We start from the raw sequence: 16639 nt of genomic DNA on the forward strand, positions 1-16639 counted from the left end.
CTGCGATGGACGATATCGCCGGGTGATGACGGAAATGTGTCACACGACTGTCATGAGGCGCGAAGGCAGCGAGCGCCCTCCCTTCCCCCACAGCTGTGGGCAGTTTCCCTACAGAGGCATACAGGCCCTGCCCGACCCGTGGTACCGCTGTCTCCTCCTGTCGGTCACTCGTCGTGAAAACGAAGATTCATCCATCGACAACAGGGGGCCAACATGAACACGATCTCGAAGCAAGCCAGCAAGTTCAAGCACATCGCCATCGGCCTGGGCCTGGCGGTTTCCGCCACGATGGCGGCCAACGCCAACACCGCGCAGAACACCTTCCAGGTGACCGCGACGATCACCAGCTCCTGCACGGTGTCGGGCTCGGCTCTGAACTTCGGCAGCGCGATCGACCCGCTGGCGGTCGGCGTGCCGCTGGACGCCTCCTCCACGCTGACCGTCACCTGCTCCAACACGACGCCCTACGCGGTGTCGCTGAACGCCGGCGCGAACGCGGGCGGCGCCTCCAACTTCACGTCCCGCACGATGAAGAGCGGCGCCAACACCCTGGGTTACCAGCTCTACCTGGATTCGGGCCGCACGACGGTCTTCGGCGACGGCACCGCCAGCTCCAGCACCAAGAGCGGCACGGGCACCGGCAGCTCGCAGTCCATCAGCGTCTACGGCCGCGTGCCGACGCTGGCCGGCGTGGTGCCGGGCGCGTACACCGACACCGTGACCGTGACGATCACCTACTGATCCGGGTCCGGGGCCAGGTTCCGCGCCGCCGCCCCGCAAAGAACCTCAGGCTCCGCCGACTGGCAGGCCCCTCCAGGAAGCCCCGATCACGCCCGCAAGGGCGATCGGAGCTTTCTCCGTTTCTTCTCTTCGTAGGACATGTTGTCCGCGACTTCCAGCAGTTGCTCGTAGCTCGCCTGCCCATCACCGACGGCGTAGCCGATGGACGCGCCCACGCTGACCACGCCGCCGTCGATCGCGATCGGCTCGGTCAAGGCCTGCAGCAGCCGCTGCCGGATCTGCGCCATCCGGAACTCGTCCGGCGCGCCGGAGAAGAGCAGCACGAATTCATCGCCGCCCACCCGCGCCGGGAGATCCCCGTCGCGGCATTGCGCCCGCAGCCGCTGGCCGACGGCCCGCAGCACCGCATCGCCGGCGGCGTGGCCGTGGCGGTCGTTGACCGGCTTGAAGTCGTCGAGGTCGAAGACGATGACGCTCATCGGCTGGCCGGCGAGTTCCTGCGCCCGCCGCTCCAGCGAGCGCCGGTTGGCCAGGCCGGTGAGGAGATCCGTGTCGGCCGTCGTCGCCAGTTGGGTCATGTCGCGGTCGCTCGCGCGAACCAGGCGGCTCGCGTAGCCGATCGTCCACAGCGTGAAGGCGATGAACAGCGCCGCGAGCGCCAGCGCCGATCGCTTCACCGACTGGAGTCCGCGCTGCTGTTCGGCCCGACGGGCCTCCAGCAAGGAGCGCTCGGCTCGCTCCATCGTGTCGAGCAGTTGCCGCAGGCGCTTCGATGAGTCGTTGGTGATCCGCGCATCCAGTCCGTGACGCAGCGCCTCGGCGCCGTCGCGATCGCCGATCACCGCGGACGACAGATACCAGCCGGTGATCTCCAGCGTCTCGGACCTCACCTCCGCCGCCAGACTCAACTGGGATGGGTTGTCCTGGACCAGCGACTCCAGCGTGTCCGCCGTCTGCCGGGCATCGCCCGCGGCGGCACGCAGCCGCTGCAGCGCCTCCCCCTGCGGCACCAGCGCGAAGTTGCGCAGCGCGATGCCGCCGCGCAGCAGGCCGGAGCGCAGCTGGTTCAGCTGATCGAGGACTTCATGGGTGTGGGCGACCAGATCGTTCGCGTCGCCGTAGCGGCGGGCGCTGTCGACCAGCACGCCGGCGGCACCGATCACCAGGACCAGCGCCACCGCCTGCGACAACTGCAGGACGCGCGCGATGCGCCGGAGCAAAGGGTTGGAGACGGTCGCCAAGAGCGTGTGCGGGTGCCGGGATCGAGGCATCCTAGCGCCGGGCAGCGCACAAAGCAGAACGCCCGCTGAGAAGCGGGCGTTTGCCGATGCGTCACTGAGGACGTCCTACCGTTTGGTAAGCGCGATTGGATTCGAACCAACGACCCCCACCATGTCAAGGTGGTGCTCTAACCAACTGAGCTACGCGCCTGAAATACTCGGCCAGTGGTGGTTAATCCACTGGTCCGTAAAACGAATCGCCCGTTGAAAGCGGGCGATTCGTTTGAGGTTGTCCCGAAGGACTGCCTACCAATTCTGGTAGGCGCGATTGGATTCGAACCAACGACCCCCACCATGTCAAGGTGGTGCTCTAACCAACTGAGCTACGCGCCTGAAGAGCCTCGCAGTATATGCCGGATTTTTGGGTCCGTCCAGGAAGTCGCAGCAAAAAGCACAGCAGTCGCACGACGTCTTCCGCGAGCCCGTCGATGACCTTCCCGCGATCGGCCTATCGACGCCGCGCGCTCCGGATACCCGAGACCTGCGACAGCGCCACCAGCGTCTGCTGCAGCCGCTGGGCATCGCTGACCTCGACGGTGAAGTTCATCCGCGACAGGTCGTTGCGCAAGGGCTTGCCCTTGCCGCTCTGCTGGTTCACCGAGACCACGTTGAGCTTGTCCTTCGCGAACAGCTCCAGGACGTCGCGCAACAGCCCCGGCCGGTCTGTGGCCTCGACGACCAGGTCCACCGGGTACATCGCGCCCTTGCCGGCACGGTCCGGCGTGGGCTCGCCCCACGCGACCGCGATCACGCGCTCCGGCGCCGACTGCGCCATCTGGCGCAGGTTGGCGCAATCGCTGCGGTGGATGGCCACGCCCTTGCCGCGCGTCACATAGCCCGTGATCGCGTCCGGCGGCGCGGGCCGGCAGCAGCGCGCCAGACTCGTCAGCAAGGAGTCCACGCCCACCACCAGCACGCCGCCCTTGGGCGTGCGCCCTTCCCCGACCGCGCCCTTCGTGTGCCGCTGGACGAGCAGTTCCTCCTCGTCCGCTTCCGGCACCGGCGGACGCAGCAGCGTCTCGATGTTGCGCAGCGAATACTCGTCCTTGCCCACGACCTCGAACAGCGCCTCCGCGCTCTTGAAGCCGAGCCGCCCTGCCAGGTCGTCGAGCTTGATCGCCGTCTTGCCCTCGCGCTGCAGCAGCTTCTCGACGAGCTCACGGCCCTTGGCGACCGTGTGCGTCTGCACCTGCGCGTTGAACCACGCCCGCACCTTGGCCTTGCTGCGCTGGCTCTGCAGATAACCGAGCTCCGCGTTGAGCCAGTCCATCGACGGACCGCCCTCCTTGAGCGCGACGATCTCCACCGTCTGGCCGCTCTGCAGCGGCGTGTTCAGCGGCACCATCTGGCCGTCGACCTTCGCGCCGCGGCAGCGGTGGCCCAGGTCGGTATGCACTGCGTAGGCGAAGTCCACCGCCGTCGCGCCCGCGCAGAGTTCGACCACATTGGCCTGCGGCGTGAACACGTAGATGCGGTCGTCGAAGTTCGAGTCGGTCTCGGCGACGTAGTCGCGCTCCCACGCCAGCAGTTGCCGCAGCACCGCCTTGCGGGCCTGCGCGACCTGTTCCTCGAACTCGCCCGCCGCGCTCACGCCGGCATAGCCCTTGGTGCCCGCTTCCTTGTAGGCCCAGTGCGCGGCGACGCCGTGCTCCGCGTGCTCGTGCATCGCGCGCGTGCGGATCTGCACTTCCATCGGCCGGCCGTCCGCCGCGATCACCACCGTGTGCAGCGACTGGTAGCCGTTGGGCTTGGGACGCGCGATGTAGTCGTCGAACTCGCCGTCCACCGGCAGGTAGCGCTCGTGCAGTTGCGCCAGCACGGCGTAGCAGTCCGCCACCTCCGGCACGACGACGCGCAGCGCGCGCAGGTCGAAGACGCGTTCCAGCGTCAGACCCTTGCCGCGCATCTTCTTCCAGATGCTGTAGAGATGCTTGGGCCGGCCCTGCACCTGCGCGGCGATGCCGTGTCCCTGCAGTTCGCGCTCCAGCGCGGCCCGCACCGTCTCCACCGACTGCTCGCGTTCGACGCGCTTCTCGTGCAGGCCCTTGGCGAGCTGGTGGTAGTTCTCGGGCTCCAGGAAACGGAAGGCCAGGTCCTCGAGTTCCCACTTGATCTGCCAGATGCCGAGCCGGTTGGCCAGCGGCGCGAAGACCTGCAGCGATTCCGCCGCCAGCTCGCGCGGGCACGGCGTCTTGCTCGCCGCGAACCAGCGAAGCGACTGCAGCCGCGACGCCAGCCGAAGCAGCACCACGCGCAGGTCGCGCGAGAACGCCAGCAGCATCTTGCGCACGAGCTCGGTCTGTTCCTGCCGGCGCTGTTCCTCGACGCGCGCCTCGCGCGCCGCGCGCTGGATCTGCACCAGCCGGCGCGTGTGCGCGACCAGGCTCGCGTCGCTTGCGCCGAAGGCCTTGGCGACGATCTCTTCCGGCTTGTTCAGATAGTCGCCGGCATACACCAGGTACGACGCCGCCTGCATCGACGGCGCAGCACCCACACCGGCCAGGATCGCCGCCACGCCATCCGCGTGGGCGAGCGCCGGCTCTCCGGTGCCCAGCAGATGATCGGCCAGCAGCGGCTCCGCGAACGCGCGGGCGCGCCGCACCGGATCCGCCGTCTCTTCGGCGCGCGGCTGCGCGGCCGGCAAGCGGTGAGGCAGGTCCCCGTCCAGCAGGGCCACGATGGGCGCCGCCTGGTCCTGCCGCAGCCCCAATTCCGTCTTCATTCGTCGTTCATCCGTGTCGTCAGGGGCGCATGCGCCCCCGGGACGTCATCCGCGGGCCAGGAACTGCTCCACCACGCGGATCTGTTCTTCATGCACCAGCGTCGGCGCATGGCCGACCCCGGGGAACTCATGCAGCTCGGCGCGCGGGCCGCGCTGCGTCATCAACTCCGCGGTCGTGCGCGTGAGCAGGTCCGAATCGCCGCCGCGCAGCAGCAGCGTCGGGCAACGCACCGCGTCGTAGGCGGCCCAGAGCTGCGCTTCGCCGGCCTTGGCCAGCTCCGGCGTCAAGCCCGCCAGGCCCTGGCCGATGCGCGGGTCGTAATGCAGCCGGCAGCGGTCGCCGTCCGGCTTGAACATCGCGCGTGACAACGCCAGCCACTGCTCGTCCGTGTGCGGTCCGAAGCCTTGCGAAATGCCGCGCAGGTAATCCGCGCCCTGCTGGCAGTTCTCGAACTGCGGCGCGCGGCCCAGGTAGCTCGCGATGCGCTGCAGCGCGACGAACTCGATCGTCGGCCCCACGTCGTTGAGGATCAGGCGCTTGATCGGGCTGGCCGGCATCGCCGCCAGCGCCAGGCCGATCAGCCCGCCCATCGAGGTGCCCAGCCAGTCCACCTGCGCCGGACCCAGACGGGCCAGCAGCGTGACCATGTCCGAGACATATTGAGGCAGCTGATAGTTGCGCGGATCGCCCAGCCATTCCGACTCTCCGCGCCCGACGACGTCGGGGCAGATCACCCGGAAACGGTCGCTCAGGCGCCGTGCGATCACGTCGAAGTCGCGGCCCTGCCGCGACAGCCCGTGCACGCAGACCAGCACCCGAGGGTTGTCGGCCTGCCCCCACTCCCAATACGCGACCCGGTGAAGGCCGCAAGGGCTCAGCGCCTGGACTTTTTTCAACAAGGGTTCAGACATCGCTCGTATCCTTTGCACCCATCCTAACAACCCTGAAGAGGACGCGGCATGTTGAAAGGCAAGACGGCGCTGGTCACCGGCTCCACGAGCGGCATCGGATTGGGGATTGCCCTGACCCTCGCCAAGGAAGGCGCGAACATCGTCCTCAACGGCTTCGGCGACCACGCCGGTCCGAAGGCGGAGGTCGAGGCGCTCGGTGTGAAGGTCGGGTACCACGGCGCCGACATGAGCAAACCCGCCGAGATCGAGGCCATGATGGCCTACATCGCCCAGGAATTCGGCGGCTGCGACATCCTGGTGAACAACGCCGGCATCCAGCACGTGGCCAACGTCGACGAGTTCCCGCCGGAGAAATGGGACGCGATCATCGCGATCAACCTCAGCTCGGCCTTCCACACCATGCGCCTGGCATTGCCGGGCATGAAGAAGAAGAACTGGGGTCGCGTCGTGAACATCGCGTCGACGCACGGGCTGGTGGCGTCGGCCGGCAAGTCGGCCTACGTCGCGGCCAAGCACGGCCTGGTCGGCCTGACCAAGTCGGCGGCGCTGGAGACCGCCCTCCTCCCCATCACCGTGAACGCGATCTGCCCCGGATGGGTGCTGACCCCGCTGGTGCAGAAGCAGATCGACGACCGCTCGGCCAAGGAAAAGCTCGATCCCGCCGAGGCCAAGCGCCAGTTGCTGGCCGAGAAGCAGCCCTCGCTGCAGTTCACGACGCCCGAGGAGCTCGGCGCGCTGACCGTGTTCCTGTGTTCGGACGCCGCGATCAACGTGCGCGGCCAGGCCTGGGCGATGGACGGCGGCTGGACCGCTCAGTAGTCCCTTCGGCTCCTTCATGGACAACGCCCGGGCTAGCCGGGCGTTGTTCGTTCAGGCACGCGTCTCAGGCACGTGCCGGTCACGCGCGATCAACGCGTGATCAACGTGTCATGACGACGTTGCCGTTCACGTTCACCGTGACGGTGGCCTTGCCGGACTCGGTCGGCAGTGCCTCGTCGGCAGACGCGCCCATCGTTTTCATGCGGGCCATCGGCGCCGCCATCATGGCCATCGGCTGGTCGGCGTTCACGCTGACTTCGCCGATCCGGTAGCCGGAATAACCGAACTGCTTCGCATACACGGCCGCCTTGGCCTTGTAGCTGGCGATGGCCTGCCCGACCACCTCCTCCTCGGCCTTCTCGCGGGCCTCGCGCGACAGCCCGTAGCTGACGTTGGCGATGGCCAGCGACTGGATGCGGCCGCTCAGCTTGGAGATCGCCTCGATGTCGCGGCCCTGCACGAGCAGCTCGACGCTGCCTTGCCAGCCGGTGATCTGCGGCCCGGCGTTGGAGCCCGCCTTCGGCTGGCCGTAGCGCGGATAGACCGACAGGTTGCCCGCCTGCAGGTCGACCTGCCCCGGCTTGGCGACCTTGCGGGCCTCGGTCAGCGCGGCGTCGAGCGCCTGCTTCAGCTCGTTCTGGACGGCGGCGGCCTCCTTGCCCTCACGCGTCGTGGAGAAGCGCAGCTGCAGCAGGTCGCGGGTGACTTCGGTCGTGGCCGAGGCGTTCAGCGAGAGCACGTCGGTCCGGGCAGCCTGGGCTTGCGCCATCGCGGGCAGGACCGCCACCGCGCCGGCGGCGATCAGGGTGCGGGCGAGGATCTTGGAGCTACGGATCATTCGGGTTCCTACGGAGAGTCCTGGTGGGAACCAGCATAACGCGTGAGGAAAGCGTCACGGTTGACCGGCGCCGGGCGCCGTTCATCCGCCTTTTTGAGTCATTCATCGACCTCGTCAGGGGGAATGGACCGCCTTGTTACAAAAGATGTAACCATTCAGTAAGGACTGATGCATCCCGCAAACAGGCCGAAAAACTGCCCTTACAGTCCCGCTGTTACAAATTCCGGAGTGGCCGCCATGCAAACCACAACCCGCCCCAACCGTGTCCTGGTCGTGGATGACGATGCCCGCATCCGTGACCTCCTTCGCCGCTATCTGGCCCAGGAGGGCTTCGAGGTCCTGCTGGCCGAAGACAGCAAGGCGCTCAACAAGCAGCTGACGCGCGAGACCGTGGACCTGATCGTCCTGGACCTGATGCTGCCCGGCGAGGACGGCCTGTCGATCTGCCGACGGCTGCGCGCCGCGGGCGACAGCACGCCCATCATCATGTTGACGGCCAAGGTCGAGGAAGTGGACCGGATCGTCGGCCTCGAGGTCGGCGCCGACGACTACCTGGCCAAGCCCTTCAACCCGCGCGAACTGCTGGCCCGCATCAATGCGGTGCTGCGCCGCCGTCCGCCGCCGGAAGCGCCGGGCGCGCCGTCCAAGGAGCCGATGACGGTCCAGTTCGGCCCGTTCGAGTTCGACCTCGCGCTGCGCCGCCTGGCCAAGAACGGCGACCCGGTGCCGCTGACCACCGGCGAGTTCTCGATGCTGAAGGCCCTGGTGCGCCACCCGCGCCAGCCGCTGTCGCGCGACAAGCTGGCGATGCTGGCCCGCGGCCGCGAGTTCGAGCCCTTCGACCGCAGCCTGGACGTGCAGGTCTCGCGCCTGCGCAAGCTGCTGGAAGAGGATCCGGCGCAACCGCGCTTCATCCAGACCGTATGGGGCGTGGGCTACGTGTTCGTTCCGGACGAGGCGGCCTGATCCCGTGGCTCCCCCGCGTCTGGCGCTGAACCTGTTCTGGCGCACGTTCGCGCTGCTGGCCCTGCTGCTGGCGGCGGGAGTCCTGGCCTGGCAACAGACCTTCAAGGCCCTGGAGGCCGAACCCAAGGCCCTCGAGGCGGCGCAGCAGCTGGCCGGCCTGGTGAACCTGTCGCGCGTGGCGCTGTCCAGCACGGACGCGATCAACCGCGTCGCGGTCGTCAAGTCGCTGGCGCGCAGCGAGGCCGTGTCGGTCGAGGTGGCCGAAGCCACCGACCGCTGGCTGCCCTACGAGAACTCGCCCTTCGCGCAGCGCCTGCGCAAGGAGCTGGTCTCGCGGCTGGGGCCGCAGACGGTGCTCGCGAGCGGCCTCAACGGCGTGCCCGGGCTGTGGGTGAGATTCGACGTCGGCCCGGACCAGTTCTGGCTTCAGACCAACGCGGCGCCGTTGCAGGCCAACATCTCCGGCAACTGGTGGTGGATCGCGATCGCGCTGGGCGCGTCGCTGCTGGGCGCCGCGGCCATCGCGCGGCTGATCAATCAGCCGTTGCGAGAACTGTCGATCGCCGCGAGCCGCATCCGCGAGGGCGAGTACGACTCGCGCCTGGACGAGAGCACGCTGACCAGCGAGATCCGCGAGGTCAACATGGGCTTCAACCGGATGGCGCGCGAGCTGGCCAAGATGGAAGAGGACCGCAGCGTGATGCTGGCGGGCATCTCGCACGACCTGCGCACGCCGCTGGCGCGGCTGCGGCTGGAAGCGGAGATGAGCGTCAACGACGAGCAGGCGCGGACCTACATCGCGCAGGACATCGACCAGCTCGACGCGATCATCAACAAGTTCATGGACTACGCGCGTCCGAGCGAGCTGCAACTGCAGGCGCTCAACCTGCGCGAGCTGGTGGAGCGCGAGGCGCAGGGCTTCCGCGATCCGCAGCAGATCCAGATCAGCGTGCGGCTGTCCGCGGCGCTGCGCATCTGGACCGACCCGACCGAGCTGGGCCGCATCCTGCTGAACCTGTTCGAGAACGCGCGGCGCTATGGCCATCACGGCGATGAGCCCACGCGCGTGGTCGTCACCGCCGAGGCCGACAGCGCCTGGGTGCTGCTGACGGTGCGCGACCACGGGCCGGGCGTGCCGCCGGACAAGCTCGCGAAGCTGACGACGCCGTTCTACCGCGGCGACACGGCGCGCACGGCCGCGACCGGCGCGGGCCTGGGCCTGGCGATCGTCGAGAAGTCGGTGCAACGCCTGGGCGCGCAGTTGCGGCTCGCGAACGCCGACGACAGCGGCTTCGTCGCGCAGCTGAGACTCAAGCGCGCCAGCGTCTGACCGCAGTCCGCGGTCCCTGCCTCGCGGTCAGCGTGTCTCACCGGGCCTGGAACAGGGCTTGAGGGTCCTGGAGGGAGCCCTCATGCCCTGTGATGGGCCGCGCTCGACGGTGATGGGGATTCTTCAGTCTCCGCGGACCAGCAGGCAGACGGCTCGCGCCTCGATGGCCTTGAGCTCGCCGACCGGTCCCATCTTCTCGGCCGTCTTGGCCTTCACATTGATCTGACCGGCGTCGATGCCGAGCACTTCGGCGAGTCGCGCGCGCATCAGCGGGATGTGCGGCGCCATCTTGGGCTGCTGCGCAATGATGGTGCTGTCCAGGTTGCCGATCACCCAGCCCAGTTCCTTCACGCGGCGATAGGCCTCGGCGAGCAGCACCATCGAATCGGCGCCCTTGAACTCGGCGGCGGTGTCGGGGAACAGCTTGCCGATGTCGCCCAGCGCAGCCGCGCCGAGCAGCGCATCCGTGATCGCATGCGCGAGCGCATCCGCGTCCGAGTGGCCCAGCAGGCCGTGCGTGTGCGGGATCGTGACGCCGCCCAGGATCAGCGGGCGGCCGGTGACGAGCTGGTGGGTGTCCCAGCCTTCGCCGATGCGGATATTCAGAACCATTGCGTGATTGCCTTGAACTCGAATCAATGCGGCAGCGCGTTCGTGACGACGAGCGGCCCGTTGCGGGTGACGATCATCGTGTGTTCGAACTGCGCGGACAGGTTGCCCTTGACGCCGGAGAGGGTCCAGCCGTCGGCCTCCTCGTCGACCCAGCGGCTCTTGGTCGACAGGAAGGGCTCGATGGTGATGACCATGCCCTCGGTCAGCACGCGGGTGTCCTTCTCGTCGTAGTAGCCCGGGATGCTCTTGGGCTCTTCGTGCAACGAGCGGCCGACGCCATGGCTGCAGAGGTTCTCGATGATCTTGAATTTGTGCGCCTTGGCGACGCGCTCGATCGCGTGGCCGATGCGGTTGATCTTCGCGCCCGGTCTCACTTCCTTCATCGCCTGTTCCAGCGCGTACTGCGCGGCGAAGACCAGCTGCGTCTTGGTCGGTGTCGTCGGGGGGACGATGCGCGTGCCGCCCGTGTCGCCGAAGTAGCCGTTCAGCTCCGCCGACACGTCGACGTTGACCACATCGCCCTTCTGGATCACGCGGTCGCCGGGGATGCCGTGCGCGGCCTGCTCGTTGATCGAGATGCAGGTCGCGCCGGGGAAGTTGTACATCACGCGCGGCGCGGACTTCGCGCCGAACTCCGTCAGCCAGCGCTCGCCCATCTGGTCGAGCTCCAGCGTGGTCATGCCGGGCCGGATCGCGTCCAGCATGCGGCGCAGCACGGTGGCCACGGCTTCGCCGGCGGCCTTCAGGCCCTGGATATCGTCATCGGATTCGACAGTCATGCGCGGCTCCTGAGCAGGCGTTCGGCCAACGCGAAGTCGGCGGGATAGGTGACCTTGAAGTTTTCCATGGAAGCCTCGACCAGACGCGGCGCATGGCCGAGGGCCTCGATCGCGCTGGCCTCGTCGGTGATGCCGTCCAGCGGACCCGCCAGCGCGGGCATCAGCAGGCCCAGGCGGAACATCTGCGGCGTCTGCGCGGCCCACTTGCCGCGGCGGTCGACGGTGGCGGCGACGCGCGTCGACGGCGATGCGCCGGGGTCGGTGCCGGGGCTCGCGAGCACCGCGTCCTTGAGCGTGTCGGCCACGGGCAGCGCCAGCAGGCCGCCGACCTCATCGTCGTCGCAGGCGTCGATCAGCGCGTCGACCCATTCGGGGCGGAGCAGACAGCGGGCCGCATCGTGGACCAGCACCCAGTCGTGCGGCTGGGCGCCGCGCTCGCGCAGCGCCTGCAGGCCGGCGGCGACGGTGTCGGCGCGCGTCGCGCCGCCGGTGCGCGCGATCCAGCCGCGCTCGCCTTCAAAGCCGGGCACCGCGGACTCGAACTGGTCGTCGTCGGGCGAGAGCACGACCAGCGTGGCCTCGACACGCCCGACGGCGCCCAGCGCCGCCAGCGTGTGCGCGATCATGGCGCGGCCGGCGAGCGGGACGTACTGCTTGGGGCGGTCGGCGCCGGAGCGGCTGCCGACGCCCGCGGCCGGCACCAGCGCGAAGCAGCGCGGGCTCAGACCGATGGGAAAGGAACTCATGGGGCGGGATTGTAGGGAGCGCGAACGATGCCGTCGCGCCGGACCGATCGGCGAAAATCGGATCTTCCTCTCCTCCCGGTGCTTCATTCCGTGTTCGCCATCGCCGACATCCACCGCCGCCTGACCGCGCTCGGCGCCAACGAGGCGCACGTGGGTCGCGTGCTGCGCCACTGGGTCCAGGCCCGGCCGCTGACCGAGGGCCGGCGCAAGCTCGAGCACTACCTGCCGCAGGCCGTGCGCGACGCGCTGCCGGCGCTGATGGACGAGCTGCATGGCCTGGCGACGCTGGTCGAGCGTCATCCGGGCGAGGACGGTTCCGCGCGGCTGCTGGTGCGGTTGCAGGACGGCCAGACCGTCGAGAGCGTGCTGCTGCCGCGCGACGGCCTGTGCGTGTCGAGCCAGGTCGGCTGCGCCGTGGGGTGCCGCTTCTGCATGACCGGCAAGGACGGGATGCTGCGGCAGGTCACGAGCGCCGAGATCGTCGCGCAGGTGGCGCTCGCCCGGCGCGAACGACCGGTCAAGAAGGTCGTGTTCATGGGCATGGGCGAGCCCTCGCACAACCTGGAAGCGGTGATGGAGGCGATCGGGCTGCTGGGGCTCGAAGGCAACCTCGGCCACAAGAACCTGGTGTTCTCGACGGTCGGCGACCTGCGCGCGTTCGAGCGGCTCGCCGCCGGACCGGTGAAGCCGGCGCTGGCCTTGTCGCTGCACACGACCAAGCCGGAACTGCGCCGCGAGCTGCTGCCGCGCGCGCCGCGACTCACGCCGCGCGAGCTGGTCGAGGCCGGCGAACGCTACGCCCGCGAGACCGGTTATCCGATCCAGTACCAGTGGACCTTGATCGAGGGCGTCAACGACGGCGAGGACGAACTCGACGGCATCGTCGAGCTGCTCAAGGGCCGCTACGGCGTGTTGAACATGATCCCGTACAACAGCGTCCCGGAACTGCCCTACGTGCGGCCGGACTGGGACAAGGCGCGCGACATCGCCCGCCGGCTGCACCAGCGCGGCGTGCTGACCAAGCTGCGGGATTCGGCGGGCCAGGATGTCGAGGGCGGCTGCGGACAGTTGCGGGCGCGGAGCCTGGACACGGCGCCCACATCGATGCGCGAGGCGCGCCGCTCGATCCTCATCGCTCCGGCGGACTGAGCGCCGGCGGACCGGCCCGCCGCCGCCACCGCCACCGCCGGGTACGCCGGCTGCTCTTGTCGCTCCTGTCACGCCGTGTCGCGGCGGGCTCCCTACAATTCCCCCGAGCCCCTTCCCGGGGCTGTTCTCATTTGTGCGCCATGCAGCTGTCCACGATCTCCCCCGGCAAACGCTTCACCCTGCCCCGCCCCACCGGCTCCGCCGACGCGCTGCTGCTTGCCCGCTTCGCGCGTCAGCAGCAGGCCGCCGGCCGTCTGACGCTGATCGTCACCGCCGAGCCCGGCGACACCCAGCGCCTGGAGGACGAGCTCAAGTTCTTCGCGCCCGAGTTGCGCGTCGCCGTGTTCCCCGATTGGGAGACCCTGCCGTATGACAGCTTCAGCCCGCACCAGGACCTGATCTCCGAACGGCTGGCCACGCTGTGGCGACTGCTGCAGGCCAACGGCAAGCCGGTGGCGGAACGCGACCTCGACGTCGTGCTGCTGCCCGCGACCACCGCGCTGACGCGGCTGGCGCCGCCGTCCTTCCTGGCCGCGACCACCTTCAACTTCCGCCAGAAGCAGCGCCTGGACGAGGCCGGCCTGAAGCAACAGCTGACCCTGGGCGGCTACCAGCACGTCAGCCAGGTCGTCTCGCCGGGCGAGTACGCCGTGCGCGGCGGCCTGATCGACCTGTACCCCATGGGCTCGCTGGTGCCTTACCGCGTGGACCTGTTCGGCGACGAGGTGGACTCCATCCGCGTCTTCGATCCGGACTCGCAGCGCTCGCTGTACCCGGTGCCCGAGGTCCGCCTGCTGCCCGGGCGCGAGTTCCCGATGGACGAGGCCTCGCGCAAGGCCTTCCGCGCCCGCTGGCGCGAGAAGATGGACGGCGATCCGACCAAGTCGCGCATCTACAAGGACATCGACACGGGCCTGGCCACCGGCGGCATCGAGTACTACCTGCCGCTGTTCTTCGACGAAGTCGCCAGCGTGTTCGACTACGTGCCCGCCGAGGCGGGCCTGGTCCTGCACGGCGAGGTGGACGAGGCGCTGCAGCGCTACTGGACCGACACCCGCGAGCGCCACCGCTTCCTGCAGCACGATCCGGACCGCCCCATCCTCGCGCCCGAGGAGATCTTCCTGCGGCCCGAGGAGTTCTTCACCGCCACGCACCGCCACGCGGTGCTGGCGGTCCGCGGTCACGAGGCCGTCGACTACGCGCGCCCGCTGCCGGACGTCAGCGTCGAGCGCGGCGCGCAGGAGCCGCTCGCGCGCCTCGCCGCGCACCTGAAGTCCACCGACTTCCGCGTGCTGCTGCTCGCCGAGAGCGAAGGCCGCCGCGAGAGCCTGCTCGAGCTGCTGCGCGACAACAAGATCGATCCGCCGTCGGTGAAGGACCTCGCCGAGTTCGAGGCCAACAAGGACGAACGCTTCGCGATCACCGCCGCGCCGCTGGCCGCCGGCTTCTTCTGGTTTGAGCCCGACGAAGGCCGTCAGATCCAGCTCTTCACCGAGACCGAGCTCTTCGCGACCACGCCCACCACGCGCCGGCGCCGCAAGCAGGAGCAGGTCAGCGACGTCAACGCGCTGATCAAGGACCTGTCCGAGCTGAAGGTCGGCGATCCCGTCGTGCACACCAACCACGGCATCGGTCGCTACCTGGGGCTGATCAACATCGACCTGGGCGACGGCCCCAGCGAGTTCCTGCACCTGGAGTACGCCGACAAGGCCACGCTCTACGTGCCGGTCGCGCAGCTGCACCTGATCAGCCGCTACACCGGCGTCAGCGCCGAGGAAGCGCCGCTGCACCGGCTGGGGTCGGGCCAGTGGGACAAGGCCAGGCGCAAGGCCGCCGAGCAGGTCCGCGACACCGCCGCCGAGCTGCTCAACCTCTACGCGCGCCGCGCCGCGCGCGAGGGCCACGCGTTCCGCTACTCGCCGCACGACTACGAGGCCTTCGCCGCCAGCTTCGGCTTCGAGGAGACGCCCGACCAGCGCGCCGCGATCCACGCCGTCATCCAGGACATGATCAGCCCCAAGCCGATGGACCGGCTGGTCTGCGGCGACGTCGGCTTCGGCAAGACCGAGGTGGCGCTGCGCGCCGCCTTCGTCGCGGTGATGGGCGGCAAGCAGGTCGCGCTGCTGGCGCCGACGACGCTGCTGGCCGAGCAGCATTACCAGAACATCGCCGACCGCTTCGGCCGCTGGCCGGTCAAGGTCGCGGAGATGAGCCGTTTCCGCTCCGCCAAGGAGATCAAGGCAGCGATGGAAGGCCTGGCCGACGGCTCGATCGACATCGTCATCGGCACGCACAAGCTGCTGTCGGCGGAGGTGAAGTTCAAGCGCCTGGGGCTGCTGGTCATCGACGAGGAGCACCGTTTCGGCGTGCGCCACAAGGAGGCGATGAAGGCGATGCGCGCCGAGGTGGACGTGCTCACGCTGACCGCCACACCGATCCCGCGCACGCTGGGCATGGCGCTGGAGGGCCTGCGCGACCTGAGCGTCATCGCCACCGCGCCGCAGCGGCGCCTGGCGATCAAGACCTTCGTGCGCAGCGAGACCAGCGGCACCATCCGCGAGGCCATCCTGCGCGAGCTCAAGCGCGGCGGCCAGGTCTACTTCCTGCACAACGAGGTCGAGACCATCGAGAACCGCCGCATGAAGCTCGAGGAGCTGCTGCCGGAGGCGCGCATCGTCGTCGCCCACGGCCAGATGCCCGAGCGCGAGCTGGAGCGCGTGATGCGCGAGTTCGTCGGCGGCAAGCACAACGTGTTGCTGTGCTCGACCATCATCGAGACCGGCATCGACGTGCCCAGCGCCAACACCATCGTCATCAGCCGCGCCGACAAGTTCGGCCTGGCGCAGCTGCACCAGCTGCGCGGCCGTGTCGGGCGCTCGCATCACCAGGCCTATGCCTACCTGATGGTGCCGGACGTCGAGGGCCTGACCAAACAGGCGGCGCAGCGGCTGGAGGCGATCCAGGCGATGGAGGAACTCGGCTCCGGCTTCTATCTCGCGATGCATGACCTGGAGATCCGCGGCGCCGGCGAGGTGCTGGGCGAGCACCAGAGCGGCAACATGATGGAGATCGGCTTCCAGCTCTACAACGAGATGCTGTCCGAGGCCGTGCGTTCGCTCAAGGCCGGCCGGGAACCGGACCTGCTCAGCCCGCTGTCGGCCACGACCGAGATCAACCTGCACGCCCCCGCGCTGCTGCCCGACGCCTACTGCGGCGACGTGCACCAGCGGCTGTCGCTGTACAAGCGGCTCGCGACGGCGGACCGCGCCGAGCAGATCGACGCGATGCTCGAGGAGATCACCGACCGCTTCGGCAAGCTGCCGGCGCAAGGTCAGACGCTGTTCGACACGCACCGGCTGCGCGTGCTGGCCAAGCCCTACGGCGTGATGAAGATCGACGCGGCGCCCAGCGTCATCAACATCAACTTCCGGCCCAATCCGCCCATCGATCCGATGCGGGTGATCGAGCTCGTCCAGAAGAACCGCAACATCAAGCTGGTGGGCAACGAGAAGCTGCGCATCGACAAGGCGCTCACCGATCCGAAAGACCGCGCGCAGGCCGTGCGCGAGGTGCTGCGGCTGCTCGGCGCGCCGGTGGCGCAGGCCTGATCGAAGGACTGATCGAAGGCCCGCTTTGCAGTGGTGAAACGGCGGCCTCGGTCGCCGTTTTCAATTGCAATCCACAGGAGTGATTGGCCCTCACTTGAACTGCTGGAAGACAACCGATATATCCACCAGTTCAGGTC

At 68.8% G+C, this 16639-nt stretch carries 13 protein-coding genes and 2 tRNA genes; 6 read left to right on the forward strand and 9 right to left on the reverse strand.

From position 1 onward, the window contains the following. The first annotated feature begins 213 nt into the window (after positions 1-213). Positions 214-741, forward strand: coding sequence for a Csu type fimbrial protein (locus AC07OZ_RS17295; protein ID WP_495468320.1), 528 nt, complete (start codon positions 214-216; stop codon positions 739-741). A gap of 86 nt (positions 742-827) precedes the next feature. Here the strand turns inward: AC07OZ_RS17295 and AC07OZ_RS17300 are convergent, their stop codons facing one another. The 5 genes from AC07OZ_RS17300 to AC07OZ_RS17320 all read right to left on the reverse strand — a co-directional run bounded on the left by AC07OZ_RS17300 (position 828) and on the right by AC07OZ_RS17320 (position 5655). Then, the gene (locus AC07OZ_RS17300; RefSeq protein ID WP_495468321.1) at positions 828-1982 is read right to left on the reverse strand and encodes a GGDEF domain-containing protein; all 1155 of its coding nucleotides are present in this window, start codon (positions 1980-1982) and stop codon (positions 828-830) included. Positions 1983-2095: 113 nt separating this feature from the next. After that, positions 2096-2172, reverse strand: a tRNA-Val gene (locus AC07OZ_RS17305). 105 nt (positions 2173-2277) lie between these two features. Beyond that, a tRNA-Val gene (locus AC07OZ_RS17310) sits at positions 2278-2354 on the reverse strand. A gap of 115 nt (positions 2355-2469) precedes the next feature. Next, a complete protein-coding gene (locus AC07OZ_RS17315) occupies positions 2470-4743 on the reverse strand; it encodes a RelA/SpoT family protein (protein WP_495468322.1) in 2274 nt (757 codons plus the stop codon). Positions 4744-4788: 45 nt separating this feature from the next. Further along, positions 4789-5655 (reverse strand): alpha/beta fold hydrolase, encoded by an 867-nt coding sequence (locus tag AC07OZ_RS17320; RefSeq protein WP_495468323.1) that lies wholly within the window; start codon positions 5653-5655, stop codon positions 4789-4791. Positions 5656-5703: 48 nt separating this feature from the next. On the opposite strand from AC07OZ_RS17320, the gene AC07OZ_RS17325 reads away from it, so the two are divergent. Next, the gene (locus AC07OZ_RS17325) at positions 5704-6474 is read left to right on the forward strand and encodes a 3-hydroxybutyrate dehydrogenase (RefSeq protein ID WP_495468324.1); all 771 of its coding nucleotides are present in this window, start codon (positions 5704-5706) and stop codon (positions 6472-6474) included. A 100-nt stretch (positions 6475-6574) separates the two neighbouring features. Here AC07OZ_RS17325 and AC07OZ_RS17330 read toward each other — a convergent pair whose 3' ends face one another. Continuing rightward, entirely contained in the window at positions 6575-7312 is a 738-nt protein-coding gene (locus AC07OZ_RS17330; RefSeq protein WP_495468325.1) for an SIMPL domain-containing protein, read from the reverse strand. 237 nt (positions 7313-7549) lie between these two features. On the opposite strand from AC07OZ_RS17330, the gene ompR reads away from it, so the two are divergent. Together ompR and AC07OZ_RS17340 are read left to right on the forward strand one after the other, a co-directional pair. Then, positions 7550-8278: an osmolarity response regulator transcription factor OmpR gene (ompR, locus tag AC07OZ_RS17335; protein WP_067269272.1), complete on the forward strand. Its 729-nt coding sequence runs from the start codon at positions 7550-7552 to the stop codon at positions 8276-8278. A 4-nt stretch (positions 8279-8282) separates the two neighbouring features. Continuing rightward, a complete protein-coding gene (locus tag AC07OZ_RS17340; RefSeq protein ID WP_495468326.1) occupies positions 8283-9608 on the forward strand; it encodes an ATP-binding protein in 1326 nt (441 codons plus the stop codon). Positions 9609-9731: 123 nt separating this feature from the next. Here AC07OZ_RS17340 and ispF read toward each other — a convergent pair whose 3' ends face one another. From ispF to ispD, 3 genes are read right to left on the reverse strand one after another with little or no spacing between them, the layout of a single operon-like run. Then, positions 9732-10220 carry a 2-C-methyl-D-erythritol 2,4-cyclodiphosphate synthase gene (ispF, locus tag AC07OZ_RS17345; protein ID WP_495468327.1) on the reverse strand — a complete coding sequence of 163 codons (489 nt, stop codon included), beginning with the start codon at positions 10218-10220 and terminating at the stop codon, positions 9732-9734. A gap of 23 nt (positions 10221-10243) precedes the next feature. Beyond that, the gene (gene map / locus AC07OZ_RS17350; RefSeq protein ID WP_495468328.1) at positions 10244-10999 is read right to left on the reverse strand and encodes a type I methionyl aminopeptidase; all 756 of its coding nucleotides are present in this window, start codon (positions 10997-10999) and stop codon (positions 10244-10246) included. Then, on the reverse strand, positions 10996-11745 hold the full coding sequence (gene ispD / locus AC07OZ_RS17355) for a 2-C-methyl-D-erythritol 4-phosphate cytidylyltransferase (RefSeq protein WP_495468329.1): 750 nt from the start codon (positions 11743-11745) through the stop codon (positions 10996-10998). Before ispD ends, map begins: the two co-directional genes overlap by 4 nt. Before the next feature lie 78 nt (positions 11746-11823). Between ispD and AC07OZ_RS17360 the strand changes: the two genes are divergently transcribed. Both AC07OZ_RS17360 and mfd read left to right on the forward strand, forming a co-directional pair. Further along, positions 11824-12894: an RNA methyltransferase gene (locus AC07OZ_RS17360; protein WP_495468330.1), complete on the forward strand. Its 1071-nt coding sequence runs from the start codon at positions 11824-11826 to the stop codon at positions 12892-12894. Positions 12895-13034: 140 nt separating this feature from the next. Then, entirely contained in the window at positions 13035-16502 is a 3468-nt protein-coding gene (gene mfd / locus AC07OZ_RS17365) for a transcription-repair coupling factor (RefSeq protein WP_495468331.1), read from the forward strand. Positions 16503-16639: the final 137 nt, after the last annotated feature.

This window comes from Roseateles sp. GW821-FHT09G03 (assembly GCF_059416045.1).